The sequence below is a fragment of the Geobacillus zalihae genome, assembly GCF_030414215.1.
In the GTDB taxonomy this organism is placed as follows: Bacteria; Bacillota; Bacilli; order Bacillales; family Anoxybacillaceae; genus Geobacillus; species Geobacillus zalihae.
In genome coordinates this window covers 630881-654794 of record NZ_CP129217.1, presented here as the reverse complement: position 1 = coordinate 654794, position 23914 = coordinate 630881, and the positions used below count along the sequence as shown (strand labels likewise).

The 23914-nt window shown below is 53.6% G+C and carries 22 protein-coding genes; 11 read left to right on the top strand and 11 right to left on the bottom strand.

What is annotated here, in order from left to right; genetic code table 11:
* Positions 1 to 1275, bottom strand: coding sequence for a sugar ABC transporter substrate-binding protein (locus tag QWV57_RS03360; protein ID WP_015374068.1), 1275 nt, complete (start codon positions 1273 to 1275; stop codon positions 1 to 3).
* 245 nt (positions 1276 to 1520) lie between these two features.
* On the opposite strand from QWV57_RS03360, the gene QWV57_RS03355 reads away from it, so the two are divergent.
* On the top strand, positions 1521 to 3287 hold the full coding sequence (locus QWV57_RS03355) for an alpha-glycosidase (RefSeq protein ID WP_015374067.1): 1767 nt from the start codon (positions 1521 to 1523) through the stop codon (positions 3285 to 3287).
* A 115-nt stretch (positions 3288 to 3402) separates the two neighbouring features.
* Here QWV57_RS03355 and QWV57_RS03350 read toward each other — a convergent pair whose 3' ends face one another.
* Positions 3403 to 4263 (bottom strand): helix-turn-helix transcriptional regulator, encoded by an 861-nt coding sequence (locus tag QWV57_RS03350; protein ID WP_015374066.1) that lies wholly within the window; start codon positions 4261 to 4263, stop codon positions 3403 to 3405.
* A gap of 126 nt (positions 4264 to 4389) precedes the next feature.
* Between QWV57_RS03350 and QWV57_RS03345 the strand changes: the two genes are divergently transcribed.
* The gene (locus QWV57_RS03345; RefSeq protein ID WP_020279337.1) at positions 4390 to 5742 is read left to right on the top strand and encodes an MATE family efflux transporter; all 1353 of its coding nucleotides are present in this window, start codon (positions 4390 to 4392) and stop codon (positions 5740 to 5742) included.
* A 40-nt stretch (positions 5743 to 5782) separates the two neighbouring features.
* On the opposite strand, the gene asnB is transcribed toward QWV57_RS03345, so the two are convergent.
* Positions 5783 to 7630 carry an asparagine synthase (glutamine-hydrolyzing) gene (gene asnB, locus QWV57_RS03340; RefSeq protein WP_020279336.1) on the bottom strand — a complete coding sequence of 616 codons (1848 nt, stop codon included), beginning with the start codon at positions 7628 to 7630 and terminating at the stop codon, positions 5783 to 5785.
* 242 nt (positions 7631 to 7872) lie between these two features.
* Here asnB and QWV57_RS03335 point away from each other — a divergent pair, with 242 nt between their 5' ends.
* Positions 7873 to 8421, top strand: a complete 549-nt coding sequence (locus tag QWV57_RS03335; RefSeq protein WP_013146192.1) for a DUF2777 domain-containing protein — start codon at positions 7873 to 7875, stop codon at positions 8419 to 8421.
* Positions 8422 to 8574: 153 nt separating this feature from the next.
* On the opposite strand, the gene QWV57_RS03330 is transcribed toward QWV57_RS03335, so the two are convergent.
* From QWV57_RS03330 to QWV57_RS03320, 3 genes are all read right to left on the bottom strand, one after another.
* On the bottom strand, positions 8575 to 11418 hold the full coding sequence (locus tag QWV57_RS03330; protein WP_301100516.1) for an EAL domain-containing protein: 2844 nt from the start codon (positions 11416 to 11418) through the stop codon (positions 8575 to 8577).
* A gap of 123 nt (positions 11419 to 11541) precedes the next feature.
* Entirely contained in the window at positions 11542 to 11895 is a 354-nt protein-coding gene (locus QWV57_RS03325) for a YisL family protein (protein WP_011230200.1), read from the bottom strand.
* 144 nt (positions 11896 to 12039) lie between these two features.
* Positions 12040 to 12942 carry a fumarylacetoacetate hydrolase family protein gene (locus QWV57_RS03320; protein ID WP_301100514.1) on the bottom strand — a complete coding sequence of 301 codons (903 nt, stop codon included), beginning with the start codon at positions 12940 to 12942 and terminating at the stop codon, positions 12040 to 12042.
* Positions 12943 to 13255: 313 nt separating this feature from the next.
* Between QWV57_RS03320 and QWV57_RS03315 the strand changes: the two genes are divergently transcribed.
* Positions 13256 to 13426 (top strand): aspartyl-phosphate phosphatase Spo0E family protein, encoded by a 171-nt coding sequence (locus QWV57_RS03315; protein ID WP_025038859.1) that lies wholly within the window; start codon positions 13256 to 13258, stop codon positions 13424 to 13426.
* A gap of 10 nt (positions 13427 to 13436) precedes the next feature.
* Here QWV57_RS03315 and QWV57_RS03310 read toward each other — a convergent pair whose 3' ends face one another.
* The 3 genes from QWV57_RS03310 to QWV57_RS03300 all read right to left on the bottom strand — a co-directional run bounded on the left by QWV57_RS03310 (position 13437) and on the right by QWV57_RS03300 (position 16773).
* Entirely contained in the window at positions 13437 to 14603 is a 1167-nt protein-coding gene (locus tag QWV57_RS03310) for a DUF418 domain-containing protein (RefSeq protein WP_020755039.1), read from the bottom strand.
* A gap of 137 nt (positions 14604 to 14740) precedes the next feature.
* Positions 14741 to 16336, bottom strand: a complete 1596-nt coding sequence (locus tag QWV57_RS03305) for a fatty acid--CoA ligase (RefSeq protein ID WP_301100510.1) — start codon at positions 16334 to 16336, stop codon at positions 14741 to 14743.
* Between the two features lie 212 nt (positions 16337 to 16548).
* Positions 16549 to 16773, bottom strand: a complete 225-nt coding sequence (locus QWV57_RS03300) for a spore germination protein (RefSeq protein ID WP_013146199.1) — start codon at positions 16771 to 16773, stop codon at positions 16549 to 16551.
* Positions 16774 to 16923: 150 nt separating this feature from the next.
* Between QWV57_RS03300 and QWV57_RS03295 the strand changes: the two genes are divergently transcribed.
* The 7 genes from QWV57_RS03295 (at position 16924) to QWV57_RS03265 (ending at position 19158) form a co-directional block, all read left to right on the top strand.
* Complete coding sequence (locus tag QWV57_RS03295) at positions 16924 to 17148, top strand: spore germination protein (RefSeq protein WP_013523084.1); 225 nt, start codon at positions 16924 to 16926, stop codon at positions 17146 to 17148.
* A gap of 70 nt (positions 17149 to 17218) precedes the next feature.
* Positions 17219 to 17440: a spore germination protein gene (locus QWV57_RS03290; protein ID WP_011230193.1), complete on the top strand. Its 222-nt coding sequence runs from the start codon at positions 17219 to 17221 to the stop codon at positions 17438 to 17440.
* Positions 17441 to 17455: 15 nt separating this feature from the next.
* The gene (locus QWV57_RS03285; RefSeq protein WP_011230192.1) at positions 17456 to 17668 is read left to right on the top strand and encodes a spore germination protein GerPB; all 213 of its coding nucleotides are present in this window, start codon (positions 17456 to 17458) and stop codon (positions 17666 to 17668) included.
* Between the two features lie 83 nt (positions 17669 to 17751).
* Entirely contained in the window at positions 17752 to 18348 is a 597-nt protein-coding gene (locus QWV57_RS03280) for a spore germination protein GerPC (RefSeq protein ID WP_011230191.1), read from the top strand.
* Positions 18349 to 18350: 2 nt separating this feature from the next.
* Entirely contained in the window at positions 18351 to 18542 is a 192-nt protein-coding gene (locus tag QWV57_RS03275; RefSeq protein WP_013146202.1) for a spore germination protein GerPD, read from the top strand.
* Positions 18539 to 18937 carry a spore germination protein GerPE gene (locus QWV57_RS03270; protein ID WP_301100504.1) on the top strand — a complete coding sequence of 133 codons (399 nt, stop codon included), beginning with the start codon at positions 18539 to 18541 and terminating at the stop codon, positions 18935 to 18937. Before QWV57_RS03275 ends, QWV57_RS03270 begins: the two co-directional genes overlap by 4 nt.
* The gene (locus QWV57_RS03265) at positions 18937 to 19158 is read left to right on the top strand and encodes a spore germination protein (protein WP_011230188.1); all 222 of its coding nucleotides are present in this window, start codon (positions 18937 to 18939) and stop codon (positions 19156 to 19158) included. The genes QWV57_RS03270 and QWV57_RS03265 overlap by 1 nt, the downstream gene beginning before the upstream one ends.
* Before the next feature lie 232 nt (positions 19159 to 19390).
* Here the strand turns inward: QWV57_RS03265 and QWV57_RS03260 are convergent, their stop codons facing one another.
* Both QWV57_RS03260 and QWV57_RS03255 read right to left on the bottom strand, forming a co-directional pair.
* On the bottom strand, positions 19391 to 22735 hold the full coding sequence (locus QWV57_RS03260; RefSeq protein WP_129446783.1) for an SbcC/MukB-like Walker B domain-containing protein: 3345 nt from the start codon (positions 22733 to 22735) through the stop codon (positions 19391 to 19393).
* Positions 22732 to 23910, bottom strand: coding sequence for an exonuclease SbcCD subunit D (locus tag QWV57_RS03255; RefSeq protein WP_011230186.1), 1179 nt, complete (start codon positions 23908 to 23910; stop codon positions 22732 to 22734). Before QWV57_RS03255 ends, QWV57_RS03260 begins: the two co-directional genes overlap by 4 nt.
* Between the last annotated feature and the right edge of the window lie 4 nt (positions 23911 to 23914).

Below are 23914 nucleotides of genomic sequence, written 5' to 3'. Positions count from 1 at the left end.
TTATTTTCCAGCGCCGCTGGCGGCGATTTTATCTTGAATCGTTTTGACCGCCTCACTCAGCACCGCTTTCGGGTTGTCGCCTTTCGCGATAAATTGCAAGGCATTGCCCATCGGCTCCCACACTTGCGACATTTCCGGCACGTTCGGCATCGGCTCGCCGTATTGGATTTGCTCCGCAAAGCCGGCGATCAGCGGGTCGTTCGTAATTTTCTCATTTGTCAACGCTTTTTCATTCGCCGGCATTTCACCTGCCACTTCATAGTAATGGAGCGAATTTTCTTCGTTCGTCACAAATTTCATGAAATCGACCGCCCATTCTTTGTTTTGTGAATAGGCTGATAACATCCATGTTTTCACGCCGACGAACGATTTCGGATGCTCGCCGTTGTCTAAGACCGGCAACGGTGCGGTCGCTAATTTGTCGCCCAACGCTTCTTTATACGACGCGATGTTCCATGGTCCGGTGATGGCAACCGCCACATTTCCTTTCGTAAACAGCCCGTTCATAATATCGCCGGTGATTTCTTTCGGAATGTAGCCGTTTTTAAACCACGATTGGACGAGCTCGGCTCCTTTGACGGCTCCATCATTCGCGAGCCCAATGTCGCTTATGTCGTATTTGCCGTTTTCATTTTTAAACACATAGCCGCCGTATCCGGCGAAGAACGGATAGACAAAATAGAAGTTGGCTGCTTCCATTAAAAAGCCATATTGGTCTTTCGCTGCATTCGTTTTTTCCTTGGCGATCTTCATCAAGTCTTCCATCGTTTTCGGCGCTTCTGAAACTAAGTTTTTATTGTAGAACACGCCGTACGTTTCGACGACCATCGGCACGCCGTACGTTTTCCCGTCATAGGTGACCGCGTTGATGGCTGTCGGACTGTACTCGCCTTTCGCATCGCCAAGGTCGACTGGATCGGCCAATCCTTGCAGCACAATGTCGCCGATGCGGTCATGCGGCTGGTAGAACACATCCGGCCCTTTGCCAGCCGGTCCGTCGAGCGCTAGTTTTTTCGTTTGATCGAGCATGTTGACCCCAACCATCTCGATTTTGATTCCGGTTTTTTCTGTGTACTTTTGAAAAATATCCTTTAACGCTTGTTTTTGTTTTTCATCATCGTTCACCCACACGACGAGTTTCTCTGGCTTTTTGTCCTGTTCTGCCGTCTTTTGGTCGTTTCCTTTCGGCTGCTGGACATCGCGCTTGGGACCGCAGGCACCCAGCACGCCAATCAACAACACGGCCATGAGAAAGAAAGATAACGCTTTTCTCATAATCCCCCTCCTGTCATCATGACGGAATCTTAGCGGTACAATCATAAGGAAAACGTTTGCGCAAATAAGTTTTAATCCTTTCTATGAAAACGATTGCACCACTCATCTCCATTATAACGCTTATTTTTCATTTTACAAGCCTTTTTTCTATAAAATTTGACTTTTCTTTTCTCTTAACGTACTTTTTATTATAGCTGAGCATTAATGCAAACGGTTGCTTCAGATAACAAAGGAGGAAAAAGAAAATGAGGAAAGAAGCCATCCACCACCGCTCAACCGACCATTTCGCTTATGCTTATGACAGCGAGACGCTCCATCTCCGGCTTCAAACAAAGAAACATGATGTCGACCACGTCGAGCTGCTTTTTGGCGACCCGTACGAATGGCACGATGGCGCCTGGCAGTTTCAAACGATGCCGATGCGGAAAACGGGAAGCGACGGGTTGTTTGACTATTGGCTCGCCGAAGTCAAACCGCCATATCGACGGCTGCGCTATGGGTTTGTGCTTCGAGCTGGGGGCGAACAACTGGTCTATACGGAAAAAGGATTTTACCATGAAGCTCCGAGCGACGACACCGCTTACTACTTTTGCTTCCCCTTTCTTCATCGGGTCGACCTATTCCAAGCGCCGGACTGGGTAAAAGACACCGTATGGTATCAAATTTTCCCCGAGCGGTTCGCCAACGGCAACCCGGCCATCAGTCCGAAAGGGGCGCGGCCGTGGGGAAGCGAGGACCCGACGCCGACGAGCTTTTTCGGCGGCGACTTGCAAGGAATCATCGATCACCTTGACTATTTGGCTGATCTCGGCATCACCGGCATTTACTTGACGCCGATTTTCCGCGCGCCGTCGAATCATAAATACGACACCGCTGATTATTTTGAAATCGACCCGCACTTTGGGGACAAAGAGACGTTGAAAACACTTGTCAAGCGTTGCCATGAAAAAGGGATCCGCGTCATGCTCGATGCAGTCTTCAATCATTGCGGCTATGAGTTTGCCCCGTTTCAAGATGTGTTAAAAAACGGTGCAGCGTCTAGGTATAAAGATTGGTTCCATATTCGCGAGTTTCCGCTCCAAACGGAGCCGCGCCCGAATTACGACACATTTGCGTTCGTGCCGCAAATGCCCAAACTCAATACCGCCCATCCGGAAGTGAAGCGCTACTTGCTTGATGTCGCGACGTACTGGATTCGCGAGTTTGATATTGACGGCTGGCGGCTCGATGTGGCAAACGAAATCGATCACCAATTTTGGCGCGAATTCCGTCAGGCGGTGAAGGCGCTAAAGCCCGATGTGTACATTCTCGGCGAGATTTGGCATGACGCCATGCCGTGGCTGCGCGGCGACCAATTTGACGCCGTCATGAACTACCCGTTCACGGACGGAGCGCTTCGCTTTTTCGCGAAAGAGGAAATCAGCGCCCGCCAGTTTGCCGATATCATGGTCCGGTTGCTTCATTCGTATCCGAAACATGTGAACGAAGCGGCGTTTAACTTGCTTGGCAGCCATGATACACCAAGGCTGCTTACGGTTTGCGGCGGCGACGTCCGCAAAGCGAAGTTGTTGTTTTTGTTCCAGCTCACGTTCACTGGTTCGCCGTGTATTTACTATGGCGATGAGATCGGCATGACGGGGGGAAACGATCCGGAATGCCGGAAATGTATGGTGTGGGATCCAGAGAAGCAAAACAAAGAACTGTATGAACATGTCAAGCAACTGATCGCTCTTCGCAAGCAATATCGGGCGCTTCGACGCGGCGATGTCGCTTTTCTCGCCGCCGATGATGAAGCGAACCATCTTGTTTATGAAAAAACGGATGGCAATGAAACGGTCATGATCATCATCAACCGGAGCAACGAAGCAGCAGAAATTCCCATGCCGATCGATGCGCGTGGAAAATGGCTGGTCAACCTTCTGACAGGGGAGCGATTCGCTGCAGAGGCGGAAACACTTTGCGTCTCCTTGCCGCCGTACGGGTTTGTGCTTTACGCGGTCGAAAGCTGGTAAGGCGACTGAGCGGGCGGTTACGGACAAACATATCGGTTGCCGGTGCAGCGGACAAGCTGCACCGGTTTGATCTTTTGCTGACCGTCCCCATCTATACCACCGGCATAGAAGAAGGTCAATTACGCCGCGCCATGCGCCGATATTCGGTCGGCGTGATTCCTTCCACCTTTTTAAACAGGCGCGAAAAGTAGGCGCCATCGTCAATGCCAACCCGCTTGGCGATCGCCTCAATCGTCTCGTTCGTCTCCGCCAACCATTGCTTTGCCTTTGACAACCGATAATGCGCCAAGTAGCGGCTAAATCCCATGCCCATCGTTTTTTGCATGCAGCGGGTGATGTAGTCCGGGTGGAATCGGAGCTCCTGCGCGAGCATGTCCAGTGTAATCGGCTCGCTGAAATGTTTCTCGATATACGCAACCACCGCGGCGCTGATCTGTTCAGACGCACTCGGGACGGAAAGCTCTTGTTTTTGCAAGTGCCAAAGGAATTCGATGAACAACAGCAGCTGCCGGAGTGGCTGATCGATATCCCGCCGAATGTTTTGTTCCACGATTTGACTTAGCAGCTGTTCCACCCGCTCGCGCTGCTTGACTTCGCCATATTGACGGATGGAGAGCCGGTATTGGATCGGCTCGGTGTATGTCGCCTCCTTTTCGATCACGATCTGCCGGCTGACACCGCAATCGGAAACGACCGCAAAGTCTGGCAGCAAAAAATGAAGCCAAACCAGCTCCGTCCGTTCTTCGCATGGGCGGTGTCCGTAATGTTCCCTTCCCGGAATCAACAACAAATAGTGTCCACTGCCAACCGCAAACTCGCGCCCGTTTTCTGTCATATACAAACAGCCTCGTTTCACGTAAAGCAAATCAAAGACGGAAAATGTGCGGCGGAAATGCTTCTTTCCTTCCAGAAATACACTTTCCGCCCCTTTGATGAACACCGGCAGCGGCGGCATGGAAAATGTGACCGTATCCATCGGCCTCTCCCCTCTTTTGTCGGAAATGTGCAAGCAAAATCGCTTCTTTCTCTTTCCATTATGCAACAAACTAGCTAAACTGAATATATCGTTCAAGTCGGAATAAGAAAAAGGAGTTGTCTCAACATGCGCCATGAGGCCAAAACGCGGTCACTGTTTTCCTTGACGTGGCCAATTTTTATTGAAACGCTGCTCTATATGGTGATGGGCAACGCCGATACACTGATGCTCAGCCAGTATTCAGATCACGCGGTTGCTGCCGTCGGGGTGGCGAACCAAATCATCGCTTTAGCGATCGTGCTGTTCAACTTCGTCGCTTTAGCGACAGCAGTGCTTGTTGCTCAATATTTAGGCGCCCGCCGAGAGCAAGAAGCCGTTGACGTATCGCTTGTATCCCTCGTGGCCAATTTGTTGTTCGGATTGTTGTTAAGCGCCATTCTCGCCGCATTCAGCGAGCCGATTTTGCGAATGATGGATTTGCCCGCCGAGCTGCTCGATGAAGGAACCCATTATTTGGCGATTGTCGGTGGATTTTTGTTCATCCAAGCGCTGATGATGACGGTCGGCGCCATTTTGAAAAGCTATGGCTTCACCCGTGACACGATGTATGTGGCGGTTGGCATGAACGTTTTGCACGTCATCAGCAACGCGGTCCTCATTTTTGGCTTGTTTGGCCTGCCCGCCCTCGGCATCCAAGGGGCTGCTATATCGACCGCCGCCAGCCGTGGCATGGCCTTTCTCGCACTTCTTGCTTTGTTGCGCAAACGAACAAACATTCCGCTCGCACCAAGGGCGTTTCGCCGCCTTCCGTTTCACTATTTGCGCTCACTGCTGAAAATCGGTGTTCCGGCAGCCGGGGAACATCTTTCGTACAATACGGCGCAAATGGTCATTACGTATTTCATTACATGGCTTGGCGCTGAGGCATTGACCGTCCGTGTATACACGCAAAACATTATGATGTTTGTGTTTTTATTCGGCATCGCCGTCAGCCAAGGAACGCAAATTCTCGTCGGCCACTTCGTCGGGGCCGGGCGATACGAGGAAGCCTACGCCCGCTGCTTGAAAAGTTTGTACAGCGCCATCGCCATCTCAGTGTTGCTGGCCGCAGCCGCCTATTGGTTTGCCGAGCCGTTGCTGTCGCTCTTTACCGATGACCGCTCAATGATTGTTCTTGGCCGCAAACTGTTGCTGTTAACGATTATCCTTGAACCGGGGCGCTCATTTAATTTAGTGATTATCAGCTCGCTTCGTGCCGCTGGCGATGTGCAATTCCCTGTCTATATGGGCATTTTGTCGATGTGGGGCGTCGGCGTGACCATTGCTTACGTATTTGGCATCGCCCTCGGATTTGGCCTCGTCGGCATTTGGCTGTCGTTCATCGCCGACGAATGGCTGCGCGGACTGTTGATGCTTTGGCGCTGGCGGTCGCGCGTCTGGATGAAAAAAACGATGGTGCCACAAGCAAAAATGGCGTAGCGCCGCCAAATCGAATAAGAGCTGCGCGTAGGCGCAGCTCTTATTCTTTAATGCGAATGCCGTAATGATCAAACCAAACGTGCACTTGGCCAAGGTAAGCGAGCAGCTGCGGACCGGTCATGAGCTGCCCAAACCACGGCACTTGGAACGACTTCCCTTCTGTTTCAATGAGCGCCAACAATTTTTCCCGGTCGAAAAACTCGTGCAAAACCGAAGAGCGGTCATGGAGCAACTGCTCAAGCCATTGCTTGACAAGTTTCGTATATAGAGGATGGTGCGTTTTCGGATAGGGGCTTTTTTTCCGGTAGAGCACCTCTTCGGGAAGCAATCCCTCGAGCGCTTTTCGCAAAAGGCCTTTTTCTCGTCCTCCATACATTTTCATATCCCACGGAATGTTCCAAACGTATTCGACAATGCGATGGTCAGCGAACGGCACACGCACTTCCAAGCTTGCTCCCATGCTCATCCGGTCTTTTCGGTCAAGCAGTGTCGTCATAAACCAAATCATATTTAAGTAAAACAGCTCACGCCGCTTCGCCTCCTCGGCGCTTTCCCCCTCGAGACGCGGCACTTCAGCAAGCGTTTGTTCATAACGCATTTGCACATAGTCGTCAAGGCGAAGCTTTTGCCGCCATTCTTCCTTTAACAACCCGATGCGCGCCTCAATCGAGCGCATCCATGGGAATCCTTTCCGCGCCAAATCGTCCGGCCGATGAAACCATGGATAGCCGCCGAAAATTTCATCGGCGCACTCCCCTGATAAGCTGACGACAAACCGTTCGCGAATTTGTTTGCAAAACCAAAGAAGCGAAGAATCGACATCGGCCATGCCCGGAACGTCGCGGACGATGACGGCTTCATGCAAATGGCGGAACAGTTCCTCTTGCGTGATCACACAGCGATGATGAACCGTTTGAAATTGGTTTGACACCTGTTCGATAAAGGCCGCATCCGTGTTTGGTTGAAAATCGTTGGCTTTGAAATACTGGTCGTTCCCTTCATAATCGATCGAGTAGGTGTGCAGCGGCCCTTTTCCAGCTGCCGCGAAGGCATTGGCAGCAATCGCCGTAATGGCGCTCGAGTCGACCCCACCAGAAAGGAAGGTGCAAACCGGTACATCGGAAACGAGTTGGCGCGTGACCGCATCCGTCAATAGAAAGCGCAGCTTTTCGACCGTTTCCTCGAATGAATCGCGATGGACGTCGCTTTCGACATTCCAATACCGCCAAATGCGAAGCCCGCTGCGAGAGAAAGTCAACGCGTGCGCTGGACGCAGCTCCTGAACACCACAAAACACGCCGTGCCCCGGTGTGCGCGACGGTCCGAGGCCGAACACTTCGGCGAGTCCTTCATAATTGACTTCTGCCTTTACATCGGGATGGGCCAAAATGGCTTTCACTTCCGAGCCGAACAGCAGCCCCTCGCCATCTTCTCGATAAAACAAAGGTTTTACTCCGAGCCGGTCGCGCGCCATAAATAACAGCTCGCGCTCCTCGTCCCAAACGGCGAAGGCAAAAATGCCGTTGAGCCAATCGACGCATTTCTCCTTCCATTCCATATATGCGGCAAGCAACACTTCTGTATCGGAATGACCATCAAATCGATAGCCTTGGCGCAACAGTTCCTTGCGAATGTCTTCCGTATTATACAGCTCGCCGTTATAGACGATCGTATAACGATGTCCGTTTTTTTGCCGGACCATCGGTTGTTTGCCGCCAGCCGGATCCACGACGACAAGCCGTTTATGGCCGAAGGCGACATGAGTGTCCAGCCACGTATTTGTATCATCCGGTCCACGTTTGGCGAGCGTCTCTGTCATGCTGTCAATGACCGTCCGCTCGCGGCGCAAATTGCGCCCGAAATGGACCCAGCCAGTAATGCCACACATACAAACCAATCCTTTCTTTTTATCAAAGATGGCAAGTTCTCACCCGTTTCCATCATTTCGTCCGTTCTTTTTCACGATCGTTTCCAGCGATCGCTCCTTTGATTCACGATGGTTCTCCACGTCGGCATGATTCCATTTTATGCACCCCCCGTCATTTCGATGAATTGTCCGACGTCGGTCGCCGCACGAATAAATCAGCAAAAAAATGGAAAAACAGAGGAGTACAAGGAGGATGAGAGACATTGAACATCGAGGAACGACTGCAATGCATTGTGGAACAGCCGCGGGCTTATGTGTATGGAACAGTGGAGTTCGTCAACGATGAATGGATCTTCTTCGACGAAGAAGAAGAGGAAGCCTCTTTAGTAGAAGAAATTGCCGAGCAAGGCATCGAATGGTTTCACTGCGGGCATTGGCTGTCCGGGCAATGGCAGGATCAGGGCGCGGTCGCCACGGATCTTGGCGTCTTTCCCCTCGAAAACGGAGATCGCATCCGTTTCCGCAAACGGCTGACTTATGCCTATCAACAATGGCTCGCCGCGCTTTCGGATTCAACCTTTTTCCAGTTTGTTCAATGGCTGAACAGCCTCGGATTTTCGCTGTATGACTGCTTATATTGCTACAACGGCCTATTGTTTGCCAAATCGTCTGGCGTGAATTTCATCATTTACGACAACACCGAACAAATTGGCAGCATCCACCATTATTACGAGCGCGGACGGGCGTCAAGCGACCGTTTTGAAATCACATTAAACAGCGGTGAGCGAGCCATTTGCGCCCAAATCGGCTGAATCGCCTGTTGATCCTCACGTCGTCGAAGTCCAACGGTGATCTGTCAATGTTTTTTTACCGGCCATCCTTCCGCCCGAAGCGAAGCCTAGCAGCCGTTTTGCTTCAGGCGGAGTGCCGACGGACGACAGCTGTCAACCGACGCGGGCGGGGGATCACTTTTGCTTTTCCGTCACATACCGCATCACTTCTTCAGCGAGAAGCGGCGGACAAAACACGTATCCTTGCGCATACGTGCATTGCAAATCGCGAAGCCGGTTGAGCTGTTCCGGCGTTTCCACCCCTTCGGCGATCGTCTCAAGCCCCAACCCGTGTCCCATCGTAATCATCGCCTTGACAATGGCCTCATCGGAAGCGTTGGCATGCAATTGTTCAATAAAGGCACGGTCAATTTTCAATATTGTCGCTGGCAACCGCTTTAAATAATGGAACGAGGAATATCCGCTGCCGAAATCATCGACGGCGATGCCGACGCCAAGCTTCCTCAACTCGTCCATTGTCCGCATCGTGCTGGACAGATAACGGAGCATCGAATGTTCGGTCAATTCGAGATGCAAACAGGACGGAGACAAGCGTGACTGCTTAAGCGCTTGTTTTACATTGTCTACAAACCGCTCGTGTTGAAACTGGACAGGGGATACGTTAACAAAAATGGAAAGCCGGTTATTTCCTGTAATTTCCTGCCATTGTTTCGTCTGTCTGCAGGCGGTTTTCAGCACCCAGCGCCCAATCTCATGAATCAACCCGGTCTCTTCCGCCAAAGGGATGAATTCATCCGGCCGCACAAGCCCAAGCTTCGGATGGCGCCAGCGAATCAGCGCCTCCGTCGCCTTCACCGCACCCGTATGTACGTCGACAATTGGTTGGTAGCAAAGAAATAATTCATTCTCTTCGATCGCCCTGCGCAAATGTCCGCCCATTTCCAATCGGTGCATTGCTTCTTCGTTCATTTGCGCGCAGTAGCGCTCCACCCGGTTGCCGCCGCCTTTTTTCGCCATATTGACCGCCATATCGGCGTGCCTAAGGAGCGCATGTTCGTCCTCTCCGTCATCTGGAAACATCGCTAGACCAACGCTTGCTGTAACGAAAAATTCCTTTCCGTCGTACACAATCGGCCGCGCCACTTCGCGCACGATGCGGAGCGCCGCTTCCGTCGCCGCCTGGGCCTCTGTTTTGAGCGGAAAAAGCAAGCAAAACTTGTCGCCATGAAATCGGCCAAGCTCCGCACTAGGCGGCAAGGCGCGGCGAATGCGCTCGACAAGCTGGCGCAAAATGTCATCTCCGGCGTAATGGCCGACGCTGTCGTTAATCCATTTAAACCGGTCCAAATCGATCAAAGCAACCGCCATCTTTCGTCGCTTCTGCTTGGCTTTATCCAGCTGTTCGGAAAACAATTCCATCCACTTTGTCCGGTTGGGCAAGTTCGTATCGATGTCGTAATATGCTAAATAAGAGATTTTCTCTTCCGCCTTTTTTTGCTCGGTAATGTTGCGTCCGATTCCGTAAATGCCGACCTTTTTGCCATCCACAATGATGGGAATGTTTTTCATTTGAAACAAAAGCCGTTCTCCCGATTTCGTCGGAATTTCCAAGTTATACGTTTGGATATTCCCCTGCAGCGCTCGGTAAAAATAGCGAGTGACGCGGGGAATATCATTCGGATGAATATACTTGAGCGAATTCGTATACAAAATCTCTTCTTTCTTGTAACCGAGCACTTGCTCAAAAGCGGGGTTGACGCTTGTCAAACGGCCGTGCAAATCTGTGGAATAGACAATGTCCGTGTTATGCTCAAACAACGATTTGTAGCGTTGCTCCGACATTTGCAGGCGGACGTGCAGCCGCTCCATGTCGCGGGATGATGTTGACATGAGCTGCGCCAATGTCATCATCCCTTCTGGCGGCGATGACCACGGTGACAGTAGGCCGCTCTCCGCCGAGGCCGCTGTTTCCGCCAGCGAAATGGCCGCAAATGCGGCCGGCCGCACCGCCGTATACGCATCTTTCACCAACACCTCGACGGCCGGAAACAGCGCTGCCTGTCCAAACGCCGCAGCCACGCCGTCAAACAGCGGGCGCGTATACCCACCGAGCGCCGCACTGTAGTAAAGCAGCATTCCTTCTGCTGGTTGCTTGGCCGTTTGCATCGCCACATCACGCGCGCTCCAGTAAAGGGACGCGGCATGAATATAAGCAAATCGCACCTTTTCTCCGTTATGGACATGGCTCCTTACTGCAACCGAGCCATCCTGGTTGACAGCGACAATCGGCAGGCAGACATCGCGTCCGTTCCGTTCGATAAGAAACGGAAATTCCATCCCAGAAAACGGAAGGCGTTCGATAAACTCTTTTCCTAAATACCGTTCCAAATAGCTCGACGCTTTTTGCCCGTTTAGCTCGTCAATCTGCTGATCGCGGCTTTTCGTGATGGAAAACGCCAAGCCAATCGGCTCCCATAAAAACGGTGCGGCACAGTGGCCGCGAAGCGCTGTTCCACTGAAAGAGACGGCGATTCCTCCGCGCTCAAGCCGACCGTCGGGCGAAAATAACACGCTGCCCTCGGGAAGCGCGCAGCCGATGATAACCATTCGTTCGTTTGCAAGCGGCAAATGGCGAAGCAAAGGCGGCAAAGCCGAGCGGTGATTCGTAAACAACAAAAGCAACGTCGTATCGTGACGAACGACCGCCTCCGCGATCAACGCCGCCAATCCATCCGGGCGGTCAAACTCATCAGCTGGCAGCGCCAACGACGAAACGGTTGAAGACGTCATCGACGCGACGCCAACAGCGAGATTCGCCTCCCCGGCCATTGGCAGCGGCCCTGCCATCCCAACCATATGGGCGTGCGGCCAACGACGGGCTAACGCGGCGGCCGCATGGTGCACTGCTTCCTCATCATTGCCCGCGATTTGGACAAACAACGGCTCATCCAAGGAAGAACTATGCTCCCTGAGCAAATGATCCAGCTCCTCGACGCGGCGGCAGCAGAACCAATGCATAAACGATCATGCCCCCTCCGCTGACCAATAAGGTCAAAAAATTCAAAAAATGATATTTCTTTTACCATACCATATTTTCATCTTCAACAAAAGCGGCAACCAATAGAAGGCTGCCGCTTCGCTTTAGAATAAGTCAAAACCAAGCGGCAGCAGCAAACCAAGAAACAGCGTCACCGCAAGGGCAATGACCCATTGCGTCCATCTTGCCGCCGCGCTTTTCCCTTTTTTTTCAGCTGCTAAAACCATTTCCATCGCTCCGATCACCCACAGCCCGGCAAGCGCCTTTAGCCAATAAAGCGCAGATATCGAAGCAATGCTATGCAGCAAAAGCAGGCCCGTCACGATCGTGAGAATGTAAAACAGCCGCAACACCATTTGCACGATCTTGGCTTTGCCCGCCCCTTGCCGCTCCATCGACACCGCAAGGAAAAACAAAACAATCGTGATGAGCCAGCTCGTAATATGGGCATGCGTCAACGTCCATCCCTCCAACCATTCCTTGTTCCTTCCCATCATAGCACGGCGGGCTTACGGTTGACAAACTTCACGAAAACGAAAGACGCCCTTTCTTTCAAAAGGACGCCTTTTGAGCATCAATGGGAGCTTCCTCACTTTCGCCGTTTACTCTCCCACTTTGTTGCGCAACGTGCCGATGCCTTCCACCGTCACCTCAATGACATCACCCGTCTGCAAAAAACGCGGCGGGTTCATCCCTTTGCCGACTCCAGCCGGAGTTCCTGTCGCAATGATGTCGCCCGGCTCAAGCGTAATGCCTTTGGAGATCGTCTCGATGATCGATTCAATGGAAAAAATCAATTGTTTCGTGTTCGCTTGCTGGCGCACTTCGCCGTTGACCCGTGTCTCGATGCGCAAATCGTTTGGATTTGGCACAAATTTGCTTGGCACGATCCATGGCCCCATCGGGCAAAATGTATCCAAGCTTTTGCCGAGAAAATATTGTTGGTGCCGCTCCTGCAAATCTCTTGCTGTCACATCGTTGATGATCGTGTATCCAAATACGTAATCAAGCGCGTCTTCGCGGCGGATCGCCCGCCCTTGTTTGCCAATGACCACCGCCAGCTCCCCTTCATAGTCCATTTCATCCGTGACATCGGCATGGCGCAAAATCGTTTCCTCATGACCGATGACCGTTGTCGACGCTTTCGTGAAGACGATCAAATGCTCCGGCACATCGGCGCCGCCGAGCTCCAGCGCGTGATCAACATAGTTTTTTCCAATGCAAAAAATGTTTTTCGCCGGCCGTGGGATCGGGGCCAAAAGACGGACATCGTTGAGGCGATAAACGTACTCCCGCGTCGGATGGCCTAGCGCCCAGTCAATCACTTTTTGCGCCCGTACGAGAAACTCCTCCCCTTGGGCAATCGCTTCAACCATCGTCGTCGGCATCGTCTCCGTTCCATCCATCGCCCGTTCGGCGCGGCGCAAATGAACCGCCCGGTCGTCTCCTTGCGGCACGGCTCCAACAAACGTTTCTCCATCGAAAAGTGCGGTGATCAGTTTCATCGTGCCTCTCTCCCTTTCTTTGTTATGCAGCGGACGCTTCGTGAACTCTTCTCTTCCACCCGTCTTCGCCATTTTGGCGCGTTGAGGATGGTATTCGCCATCGAGGCGAAAAAGTCCTGCTTTTGTAGAATTTTGTCTAAATTAGGAAATTTATCACTTATTTTCCCGAATCGCTTCCTTTTTTCGTCGTGATATGTATAATAATGTTTAGTTTCCACTAGGGCGTCGATTGCGACTTTCGTCATGCAACAAACGTCTTGCATCGACGCGGCATGCCTCAACCAACATTTCAAACGAATTGATGGTGAAGGAAATGGTTCTGTTGCAAATTGAAGAAAAACGACAACAAATGATCGAATTGGCGCTCACGTATGGGTTCACGGCCAAAGAGACGATCGAATGCAGCCAAGAGCTTGACCAATTGATCAATCAATATTTGCAGCAAACAAGGATGTTGGAATCGCCTTCCCCGTCCGTTCAGTAAGCGGGGGTTTTTATTGCCCCGGCCGGCGGCGAAACGGCGGCCGCGTTCCGTATGTTCCCCACCTCCACATCCACTCAATCGGGCCATAATGAAAACGCGCAAACCAAAAGCGGCTTATCCACACTTGAGTTGCATACAAGGCAAACGCAATCAACATCTCCTGCCATGCGCTTGTGCGTCCATACCACCCAAGCCCATAACCATAAAACAGCGACGTGCAAACGAGCGATTGCGCGAGGTAATGGGTGAGCGACATTTTCCCGACGTCTTGCCACCACCGCCAAGCGCGCTGCCAACTTGGTTTCCGGCAGACAAACACGGCAGCCGCCGCGTAAAACACCGCCAAAGCGGCGCCTCCGAAGCTGTCTTGGATGTACATGGTCAAGTCGTTGGCCGCAGCCCAATACGGAATGGTTTTCAGTGCTAAACCAAAACATAGCGCCCACCTCATCAGGCGGCGCAGCTTCGCAGGCGAGTGACGGTCGGCTTCAAGCCAACGTTGGTCGGCGGCATAGCCGCCAAGCAAACAAAACGGCAGCACGGTCAACACCGTAAGCAAAAGCCCTCCATCGCCGTTGATATACATCCAGTCGTTCCACCGTTGCCAAAACACGTCACGAAACGTTCCGTTTCGATAATGGCGAACCGCCGCGGCCGCCGCGGTCTCGTGGCCGCCGGCTGTCTCCATTTCTCCGGTCAACACATTGAGAGTTAACAACAGCGCCATGAGGCCGTGAAAAAGAAAAAAGACGGCAACAGCCGCCGTCCGCCACCAACGAGGCGGGGCGGCGAAAAAGAAAAGCATGATGAACCCGGCGAGGGCGTAGGGGATTAAAATATCGCCAAACCAAAGGCCAAACGCATGAGCAATGCCAATCCCAAGCAAAAGAAAGAAGCGGCGCAACAGAATCGGAATCGGCCGCTCCCCGCGGCTTTGGAGCCGGCGGAACATCATCACGGCGCCAAAGCCGAATAAAAAGGCAAACAGCGGATACGCGCTCGCTTCAAACAACACATCCACGACGGCAACGAAAACTCGGTCAAAATCACTGCCCTTGACGCCGTCGTCGTATAACGCCGGCGAGGAAACATAACGCATGTTGACAAGCAAAATGCCAAGCAAAGCGAATCCACGCAGCACATCGGCCGCGGCGATTCGCTCGGGCGATCTGATCATCGCTTTCTCCCTTCTTTCTGCCGCCTAGCCGTCTGCGCAATCGGCGACGCTTTACCGCCTTGCCGGCACGCCCGCCGCCTTATCCATTTCATTCGACGCGCTCTCCTCTGCCCGTCTGAAGGCGCATGCCTGTATCATCAGTTGACATAGCGGCCCGATTTTCCAATTGCATCCCAATATTGGCGGCGCAAGTGTACTTTCTGAATTTTTCCGGAGGCTGTTTTCGGCAGCTCATCGACAAACGTAACGCCTGTAATGGCTTTGAAATGAGCCAGTTTTTCCCGAGAAAAGGCGATCAGCTCTTCCTCTGTCACATTGTGCCCTGGGCGGACGACGACAAACGCATGCGGCGTTTCTCCCCATTTTTCGTGCGGCGCGGCAATGACGGCTGCCTCAAGCACAGCAGGGTGTTCATAAAGCGCACCTTCGACTTCAATCGACGAAATATTTTCCCCTCCGCTAATAATAATATCCTTTTTCCGGTCAACGATATCAATATGCCCGTATTCATCGACGGTCGCCATATCGCCGGTATACAGCCAGCCGTCGCGGATCGTTGCGGCGGTTGCTTCTTCGTTTTTCCAATATCCTTTCATGACGCCATGGCTGCGGACGATCACCTCGCCGATCGTCCGGCCATTATGAGGCACTTCGTCGCCGTTTTCATCGACCACTTTCACTTCACAGCCGATCATCGGATAGCCGGCTTTTGCCTTGATCCGCTGCTTTTGCTCCACAGGCAGTCCGTCAAGCTGCGGACGAATGAGCGAAATCGTGCTGAGCGGAGATGATTCGGTCATGCCGTACACCTGGATAAACTCCCAGCCGAGCTTTTCCTCAACGCGTGCGACAAATGCCGGCGGCGGCGCAGAACCGGCGATGACGACCCGCACGCCTTCCGGGACATCTGGTTGATATTGCTCATAATATTGCAGCAACATATTGAGCACAGTCGGAGCCATATGCATAACCGTCACCTGATGTTCCTTGACAAGATCAAAAATGACTTTCGGATCGACTTTACGCAAACCGATTTGCGTTGCCCCGTTGGCGGTGTAATAAAACGGAGCCCCCCAGCCGTTGACGTGGAACATCGGCAACACATGCAAATACGTATCGCGGTCGGACACACGCAAATGGTGCATCGTCACAAGCGCATGCAAATAGTTGTTCCGATGCGTCAGCATGACTCCTTTTGGATTTCCTGTCGTCCCGCTCGTATATAGCAAGCTGCATATATCATTCTCATCGATCATCGGGCGCGGAACCGGCGCTGACGACTGGGCGGCGAGCCATTCATCGTAAGCGGTTTCATCAATCACCGCCTCTGTTTTATGGTGGACAATGATCTCCTCGACCGTTTCAAGCTTGTTTTTGACTGGTGCAATCAGCCCATACAGCTCCTGATCCACAAACAACACTTTCGTTTCGCTGTGATTCAAAATAAAAACGTAATCATCCGGTTTCAGCCGCGTATTCAGCGGCACCATCACCCCTCCCACTTCAAACACACCGTAAAACCCTTCGAGCATCTCGAGCGTGTTGGGCGCCAAGTACGCCACACGGTCGCCTTTGCGAACGCCAAGCCCCCGCAGCCCGTTGGCGAGTCTCGACACCCGTTCGCCAAGCTCACGATACGTCACCGTCCGCCCCGAACAAATCATGGCTGTCTTGTCCCCATAGAGAGCCACGGCGCGACCGAAAAAGTGATGGAGCACGAGCGGCGCATTCATTCTCCCATCCCCCTGTTTTATGTTTTAGAAAATTCACAATTGTATTATATAACAAAGATGGCATAAAGAAAAAGAGGGCCATCCCAAAAGTCGTAAAATGACTTTTGAAGCCAGCCCTCTTTCTTGGCTAGTCCGCTCCATTGCGCCAAAAAAGAACCCAGTTTCTTCTTTTTTCCCAAAAACGAATGCTAGGCGAATCGTCTCGACAACCGCTAGTTATTTCCTTTCACCCCGGCGTCGGAGACGTCCGGATCGACCGTATTCGTGACGCTGCAAAACGTATTCGTTTGCAAGAAATCGCCAGTATTGCCGCCGCCGGCACCTGAGTTTGACTTCGTGGTGCTTTTCGGAGCGATTTGCAGCACATCGCCCATGTTGACAGTGCCATTGCCGCTTACGTTCGTCACTTTGAGCCCACCAATGACGATTGCTGGCATCCCCTTTCCCCTTCCTTTCTGCCCGTTCCCTTTCTTTATCATACGCGGGAGCTGCTTTCCTCAATTGGACTCTCGCCCCGCATTGAACCGTTTTTTCTCCGTTTTCATACAATAACGATAGCGACACGACGAAAAAGGAGGGGGCTCTTCATGCCTTCATTTATCAGCGGTCCAATTAAAATCACCCATGTCAGCGGCGACGGCACGGTGAATTTCGGCGACGTCTTGCAAATCACACCAAAGAGCACGTTGAAATCCAATACCGGCTCAGGCGGCGGCAACAACGGGGACTTCCTGCAGACGAATACGTTCGTCAGCTTTACAAACAACGGCGATCCGGATGTGTTCGACTCAAATAATGCCGCCAACAATTAAAGCGAACGTTTCGCAGCTTGCGCCCATACACTAGTATCAACGAAGAAAACATGGAAGGGAGCATGCCCACATGCCGGCTTTTGTCGGAGTCGTCAAACTGAACAGCATCGGAAGCAGCGGCGTGTTCCATATTGGCGATGTGTTTGCGATTTCCCCGCAAAGCGTGACGAAAACGTTCGCTGGCGCCGGTTCGTTTAACACCGGCGACGGGCTTCATATCTATAACTATTACAGCAATACCAATACGAATGACGCCGATGTCGCCGATGAAAATGTCGTCGGAAACGTTTGAAGGAGGAGAAGGAGGGTGCACGTTTACATCAGCCAAAGCATCTGCATCCACCAGTTGCGGATCGGCTCGGTCACCAATTCATCCGTTTTGCAAATCGGCAGCGCCGGAAGCATTCAAGCGCTCTCAACGCTTGCCAACACCGGCGGATTCACCGGTTCGGCCCCACAGGCGACCGTGCCGCCCGGTGCATCCGCTCCTCTCGTTCCTCTCCATTCAGCCACCCGCTAAATTCAGCGAAAAAAAGTGATGAGAGCGAAAGGCCGTCCATATATTGAAGTAAGAGGGCTCTTTGGAGAGGATGATGGTGCACAATGAGCATTTACGAGTATTTCGTCAAGCTGCACCGCTATTTATTATGGCAAACAAAAAAAATACGGGCTCTGGAACGCCGTCTCCACGCACTCGAAGCCCGGCTTCGGGAAATGGAGGCTCAGCCGCGCACATCGATCGAACGAATTGAATATAAATTTGACCAGCTCAAAGTGGAAACGCTCGAAGGAACGCTAAACATCGGGATCGCTCCGTCCGGAGCCGGCGGTACAATTGAAGACTTTGCCGTCGAACCGGTCAAAACCGTAATTCCAAAGCCGGAACCGGTGCTGATGCGCCCGATTCAAGAAAAAGTAGCCGCCTATCTCAACGGGGAAGCGTCGGAAACGTTAAAACGCCTTGAGCAGCAATACGGCCGCCGCCTCGACGATACGTACCGCCAGTTCATTTTGCAAGACATCGCCCGGCAAACAGACGAACGCATCCGCTTCTATTTGCAAGAGAAAGCCAACCATGGCTACGTTCCGTCCGGCGACCGCGATGAAGCAGTCGAAAATGAAATTTTTCAAAAAGTGAAAGCCGATATCGAACAATCGCTCGATGCGTTTTTGAAACATTTGCCTTCAAAGGAGGGATAGACGTGAATTATACAGTGATCAATCGTCATCTGCATGTTGGCGACATCCGCCTCGTGGCCGTCGCCAGTGCCTCGCTGTTTTTAATCGGCGACGCCGATGCGATTCACTTGTCATCAGCGTTTGACACACCACCGGAATCGCTTATCATCGGCCCGTTCGTCCCGCTTGTGCCGGCCCGAGGGGATACGCCGTGAAACGAACGTCAGTTGTGCAAACGTTCCATGCCGAAACGCTCATCATTAGCTCTGTGCTGCAAATCGGCGACTCAGAGCGAATTTCCGCCCGCACGCGCGCCTTTGCCGTTCAGCGGCAATATGAACTGTTTTTTGGCCCAGAAGGAGAACAAATATTCCCTGTTTTTGCGAAGCCGATCCCGCGCTGGACTTCTCCACCGCCGGTAGCCGCACGCCAAACGCTCCATGAGTCCCCGGTCATTTCCGTTCAGTCTGTGCGCGTGCTCGCCATTTCTTCGTCCGCCATCGTCCATATCGGCTCGACCTCGACAGCGGAGGCAGAGGCAAGAATTAAACATATCCGCCAGCTGGTCGGCTCTGAGTCGAGCGCGCCAACAAGAGGGAGGGATTTATAATGCCTTCGTTTGTCGGCCCGATTAAAATCAACAACGTCAGCAGCGGAGCTGTCGTCCAAATGGGCGACTGTCTGTACATCGCGCCGAAAGTCGCCACGAAAACGCAAGCCGGATCCGGCGGGTTCAACACCGGCGATTTTGTGATGACGAACAACGCGATCAGCTTTACAAACGCGTTTGATCCGGATGTATCCGACCAAAACGTGGCCGCCAACAACTGAACGTTGCAGAAAACGAATCCCCTCACCTTTCATTTGCCAACATCAACCTTATCAGCCGAACGCTGCCGAAACCAAAAAGAGAAGGTGTCCCAAAAGGATCCGGACACCTTTGCTTATTTACCTCTATATCTAAAAAACCATACATTGTGCTTGATCGAAAGGAAACCAACCTTTTGCGACCGCATCTCTCCATTATTCCCCTAAAGCCCGTTCAGCTCAACGGGCGAGCCATTCACATCATTTCCAGCCAGACACGCGTGCCGCGTCCGGACGGTTCAGCCGGTTCGACGATGAGCCGTCGCGGCAGACGGTGGCGAATTTCTTGTACATGACTGATGACGCCGACCGCCAGCCGCTCGGTATGCAGCTTTTCCAAGGCGGAAATGACCGTCTCAAGCAGCTCAGCATCGAGGGTGCCAAACCCTTCGTCCAAGAAGAAAAAGCGGAGCGGATACTCGCCGCGCAGCTGAATTTGCGCCGATAACGCCAACGCCAACGACAGTGACGTCAAAAATGTCTCCCCACCCGAGAGCGTCGATACCGGCCGTCTGACGCCGCCATTGGCATCATCACGGATCAGAAACCCGCCTTGCGAATCCAATTCGAGCGAATACCGGTGCCGTGTCAGCCGCTGCAGCCGTTCCGAAGCCATGGCGGTGACTTGCTCGAGCTGCTCTTCAGCCATAAATTCGACAAAGCTGTTGCCGCGAAGCAGCGCCTGCAGCTGTTTATACCGCTCGATGCGCCGGCTGAGCTCCGTCTGCTTCTCCTCCAGTTCAACAAAGCGGCTATGTTTTTTTCTCAACTCTTCCACCTTCGCTTGAGCCGCCCCAAGCTGCTGCGTCATCGCCTCCACTTGCCCCTTCAACTCGGCGTATACACGCTGCATCGTCTCCCATTGTTCAGCGCTCACCGTCGCCCCCCCGATGGCGGCGGCCAGCTGGGCGAGGCGATGTTCGGCTTGCCCGATTTGGCGCCAATAGCGGCGGATTGCCTCATCCCATTCATCTCGCTGCGCTTTTTCCGCCTTTGCTTGCTTGACTTGTTCGGCATCGGCAAACATGGTGTCCAAAAGCGCGCCGCGCCAGCGAGCGAGCGCCTCTTCTTCGCGGCGGACGCCTTCTTCCCACGCCTGCTTGGCTGCTTTTGTTTCGCTTTCAAGCATTTGATATTCCCGCTGGGCTCGCTGCCAGGCCTCATACGCCTGTTGCTCGCCGTTTTGCAGCTGGCGCCATTCGTCCTCCGCCTTCTGAAGCTGCACGGCCGCAGGACCTTCCCCCGCCTTCTCGCCCCGTTGCCGCTCATATTCGTTCCATTGCTGCTGTTTGGCACTAATCAGCGAGTCAAGACGCACCCGCTCCGTCTCAAGCCGGCTCCGCTCTTTGGCCGCTTCCTCTTTCGCCCGCTGTTTTTCCTCTAAAAACAGCACGCTGTCCTCCAGCCGTTTTTGCACGTCGCGCCGCACGTTTTCCAGTTCACACAGCTGTTCATACACCGTATCGATCGTCTCAAGCGAATGGAAAGGATACATCTGCCGCCATTGCTGTTCAAGTTGCCGCCGCTCTTCCTCCAGCCGCTGCTTTTCAACTTGCAGCGCTTCGATGTCCGCCGCTATCCATTGGCACGCTTTCTCCGCTTCGCGCCGCGCTGACTCGGCTTCATTCCATTGGGCAAGCACCCGGTAGGCCGCTTCTTTCAATTCAATGACATCTTGCGCAAGCGCCCGCACTTCCACAGTGAGGTCGACGACCTCCTCCACCGATCGGCTTTCGGCAAACACAGGCGGCGCTTCATGGCCTGCCGCCAGCTCGGCAAGCTGCTCGAGCTGCGCCTTGAACGAAATGATCATTTGCCAATCTTGTTCATACCGCTGCCGCTCTGCCTCAAGCTCGGACAGACGCTCAAGTTGGACATCGTGCGGTGCGGCGGCCGGATGCGGATGCTCGCGCGATCCGCACACTGGACACGGCTCGCCGGGACGGAGCCGCTCAGCCAAGGCGGAGGCGAGTTGCGCCGTCCGCGCTTCTTCGGCTCGCTGTCGCTCCGCCTCCATGGTTTTCTGCAACGTATACAATTGTTTTTCAGCGTCCTGCTGCCGCCAGCAGACGAAACGATACGTCCGCTCCACACGCCGGAACAGCTCTTGAAGCCGGGAGCCGACAGCGGCTGATCGGCGTTCCCGCTCCAACTTTTCCTCTTTCGCCCGACGCCAAACGGCCTCCTTTTGCTGAAGTTGGGCATCGACGCGAGCGATGGCTGACGCCGCTTGCTCAATATGCTGCTTCTGCCTGTACGCCCGCTCTGCCTCATCTTTTCCATCCAGCGCCTCTTCATGCTGTTTCAGTTCTTCTTTCAACTCCCGCTGCCGCTTCGCGCCGCGCTCATACCAGACCGACGCCTCTTCAAACCGGCGTGCAGCTGCCTTCTCCTGGGCAATGAGTCGCTTCCTCTCTTCACGAAGAGCTGCGAGCTCCTGTCCAAGCACTTCCATTTGCTGCTCAAGCTGCGCCGCCTGCCGCAGCCGTTCCATCTGGACGAGCAATTCCGGTTCGCGCTGCGCCTTTTCTTGGCGCGCCCGTTCATAACGCCGCGCCGCTTCTTCATAGCTCAATTGGGCTTCTTCTAACCGACGCGCCAGTCCTTCATACCGACGAAACGCCTCTGCCCGCAAGCGACATGCCTGCTCGCACTGCTCCCAATACGGCCAGATGCGCTCTGCTTGCTCGGCGCGCTCCTTTTTCGCCTCAAGCTCGCGGATGGAGGATTCATGTTGGCGCAGCGCGGCGAGCTCTTGTTCGACCGCTTCTTTTTCTTGCTGCCATGCCCATCGTTGTTTTGTTCGTTCCACATCTGCTTCGACTTCCTCAAGCTCTTTTTTTCGCTTGGCAAACAGCCCCGCGAGCTCCCGCACATCCGCCTCTGCCTGCTCGAGCGCTGCTTTTGAAGCATCGCCAAGCCCCGCTTTTTCCGCTTCGATTTTTTCCCATTCTTGCCGAGCGGCGGCAAGCCGGTCTTTCAACTTTTTATTCAACTGATCGCCATACCGCTCAAGATGGAAGAGGCGCTGCAGCATTTGCCGCCGCTCCGACCCTTTGAGCGATAAAAATTCGGCAAATTTTCCTTGCGGCAAGACGACCGCCCGGGTGAAATCCTCCATCGTCAAGCCGAGCAATTGCTCGATCGCCTTGTCCACCTCCGACAGTTTATCGGCGAGCACGACCGGCTCGGACCGATGCTCGATCAGGCGGCAAACGGCGCTGCGCGTCCGCCATTCGTCCACTTTTTTTAAGCTTCGTTCGACTGTATACCGTTTCGCTCCTGCCGCATTTTCCAGCTCAAACGTAAACGAGACAAACAACTCTTGCTCCGCGTGGTTGATGATCGCCTGCGTGCGGTTGGCCGCCCGCTCGACGCTGCCGAACAAGGCGAGCGTCATGGCGTCTAAAATCGTTGATTTGCCGCTTCCAGTCGGCCCGAAAATGCCGAACACACCGCCCTCACACAGTGCGGTGAAATCGATCGTCTGCTTTTCACGAAAGCTATGAAGCCCGGCGATCGTCAGCGAGATCGGCTTCATTCTCCCTCCCCTTCCTTCTCTTCTTCCGCCGCCAGCTCCAAAAAGAGGCGGACGAGCTCTTCATCCGGCGTTTGTCCCCCAGTCTGCCGTTCGTAAAAGCGGTGAAACATTTCTTCAAGTGAAAGCGGCTCGCGGCTCATTTCCATCATCTCTTCCACCCGATTGGGAAGCACCGGGCGAATGTGGACAAATCCGGGATGAAGCTTACGCAGCCGATCAATTTCTTCCATTGTCAACGACTCGGTCACATGAATCTCCAAATCGATCCAGCTTGATCGGTCTCTTCCTTCCTCACACCAGCGGTATACTTGAGCGAGCCCCTCTGTCGCCTTCCAACGGATGAGCGGTTTGCCGGCAACGAGCGGTATCTCCGCCACCTTGGCCGCCCCGCCTGGATGCACGTCAACGACCGTGACCGATTTGGCTTGACCGGCTTCGGAAAAGCTGTACGCCAACGGCGAGCCGGAATAGCGCGCCGCCGTCTTTGCCTGCTTGACATCCTGCGGCCGGTGCAGATGGCCAAGCGCCACATATTGCGCGGCTTTCGGCAAGCTCTCAGCCGCCACCGTATAAGCGCCGCCGACTTCAATCGGCCGCTCGGAATCGGACGTACGTCCGCCGGCAACGTAAAGATGGCTCATCGCGATATTGACGGTCTCCGCCGTGAACGAGGCGGCCATCGCCGCTAATAGGGCGCGGATGCGGTCATCGTACCGATCGCGCATCGTCGTCTCTTTACAGTCGGATGACAACAGCTCGGCGAGGCGCGATTCGGACGGATAGGCCAACGGAGCAAGCATCATCGTTTCGCCGCACGATGGAACGTCAATCCGGCAAACAGCCGCTTGCGGGCGGCCGAAAAGAAAAATGTTGTGCGCACACATCAACGTCCGGGCAGCGCTGATCCGGTCGGGGTGGTCGTGGTTGCCGCTGATGACTGCCACCGGGCGGCGTCCTTTGTCGGACAGGCGGGCGAGGCTTTCATAAAACAGTTGTTCCGCAGCCGCCGGCGGATTGACGGAGTCGAATACATCGCCGGCCACAAGGATGATGTCGATTTGTTCTTTCTTGACAATCTCCACAAGCTCATCAACAAATGCCTCTTGCTCGGCCATCCGACTCCGCCCCTCGAGCGTTCTCCCAAAATGCCAGTCCGCGGTATGCAAAATCCGCATTCTC

Coding starts and splice junctions, on each gene's coding strand:
- QWV57_RS03360 (WP_015374068.1), bottom strand. CDS start 1,275: ATGAGAAAAGCGTTATCTTTCTTTCTCATGGCCGTGTTGTTGATTGGC.
- QWV57_RS03355 (WP_015374067.1), top strand. CDS start 1,521: ATGAGGAAAGAAGCCATCCACCACCGCTCAACCGACCATTTCGCTTAT.
- QWV57_RS03350 (WP_015374066.1), bottom strand. CDS start 4,263: ATGGATACGGTCACATTTTCCATGCCGCCGCTGCCGGTGTTCATCAAA.
- QWV57_RS03345 (WP_020279337.1), top strand. CDS start 4,390: ATGCGCCATGAGGCCAAAACGCGGTCACTGTTTTCCTTGACGTGGCCA.
- asnB (WP_020279336.1), bottom strand. CDS start 7,630: ATGTGTGGCATTACTGGCTGGGTCCATTTCGGGCGCAATTTGCGCCGC.
- QWV57_RS03330 (WP_301100516.1), bottom strand. CDS start 11,418: ATGCATTGGTTCTGCTGCCGCCGCGTCGAGGAGCTGGATCATTTGCTC.
- QWV57_RS03320 (WP_301100514.1), bottom strand. CDS start 12,942: ATGAAACTGATCACCGCACTTTTCGATGGAGAAACGTTTGTTGGAGCC.
- QWV57_RS03315 (WP_025038859.1), top strand. CDS start 13,256: ATGGTTCTGTTGCAAATTGAAGAAAAACGACAACAAATGATCGAATTG.
- QWV57_RS03310 (WP_020755039.1), bottom strand. CDS start 14,603: ATGATCAGATCGCCCGAGCGAATCGCCGCGGCCGATGTGCTGCGTGGA.
- QWV57_RS03305 (WP_301100510.1), bottom strand. CDS start 16,336: ATGAATGCGCCGCTCGTGCTCCATCACTTTTTCGGTCGCGCCGTGGCT.
- QWV57_RS03300 (WP_013146199.1), bottom strand. CDS start 16,773: ATGCCAGCAATCGTCATTGGTGGGCTCAAAGTGACGAACGTAAGCGGC.
- QWV57_RS03295 (WP_013523084.1), top strand. CDS start 16,924: ATGCCTTCATTTATCAGCGGTCCAATTAAAATCACCCATGTCAGCGGC.
- QWV57_RS03290 (WP_011230193.1), top strand. CDS start 17,219: ATGCCGGCTTTTGTCGGAGTCGTCAAACTGAACAGCATCGGAAGCAGC.
- QWV57_RS03280 (WP_011230191.1), top strand. CDS start 17,752: ATGAGCATTTACGAGTATTTCGTCAAGCTGCACCGCTATTTATTATGG.
- QWV57_RS03265 (WP_011230188.1), top strand. CDS start 18,937: ATGCCTTCGTTTGTCGGCCCGATTAAAATCAACAACGTCAGCAGCGGA.
- QWV57_RS03260 (WP_129446783.1), bottom strand. CDS start 22,735: ATGAAGCCGATCTCGCTGACGATCGCCGGGCTTCATAGCTTTCGTGAA.
- QWV57_RS03255 (WP_011230186.1), bottom strand. CDS start 23,910: ATGCGGATTTTGCATACCGCGGACTGGCATTTTGGGAGAACGCTCGAG.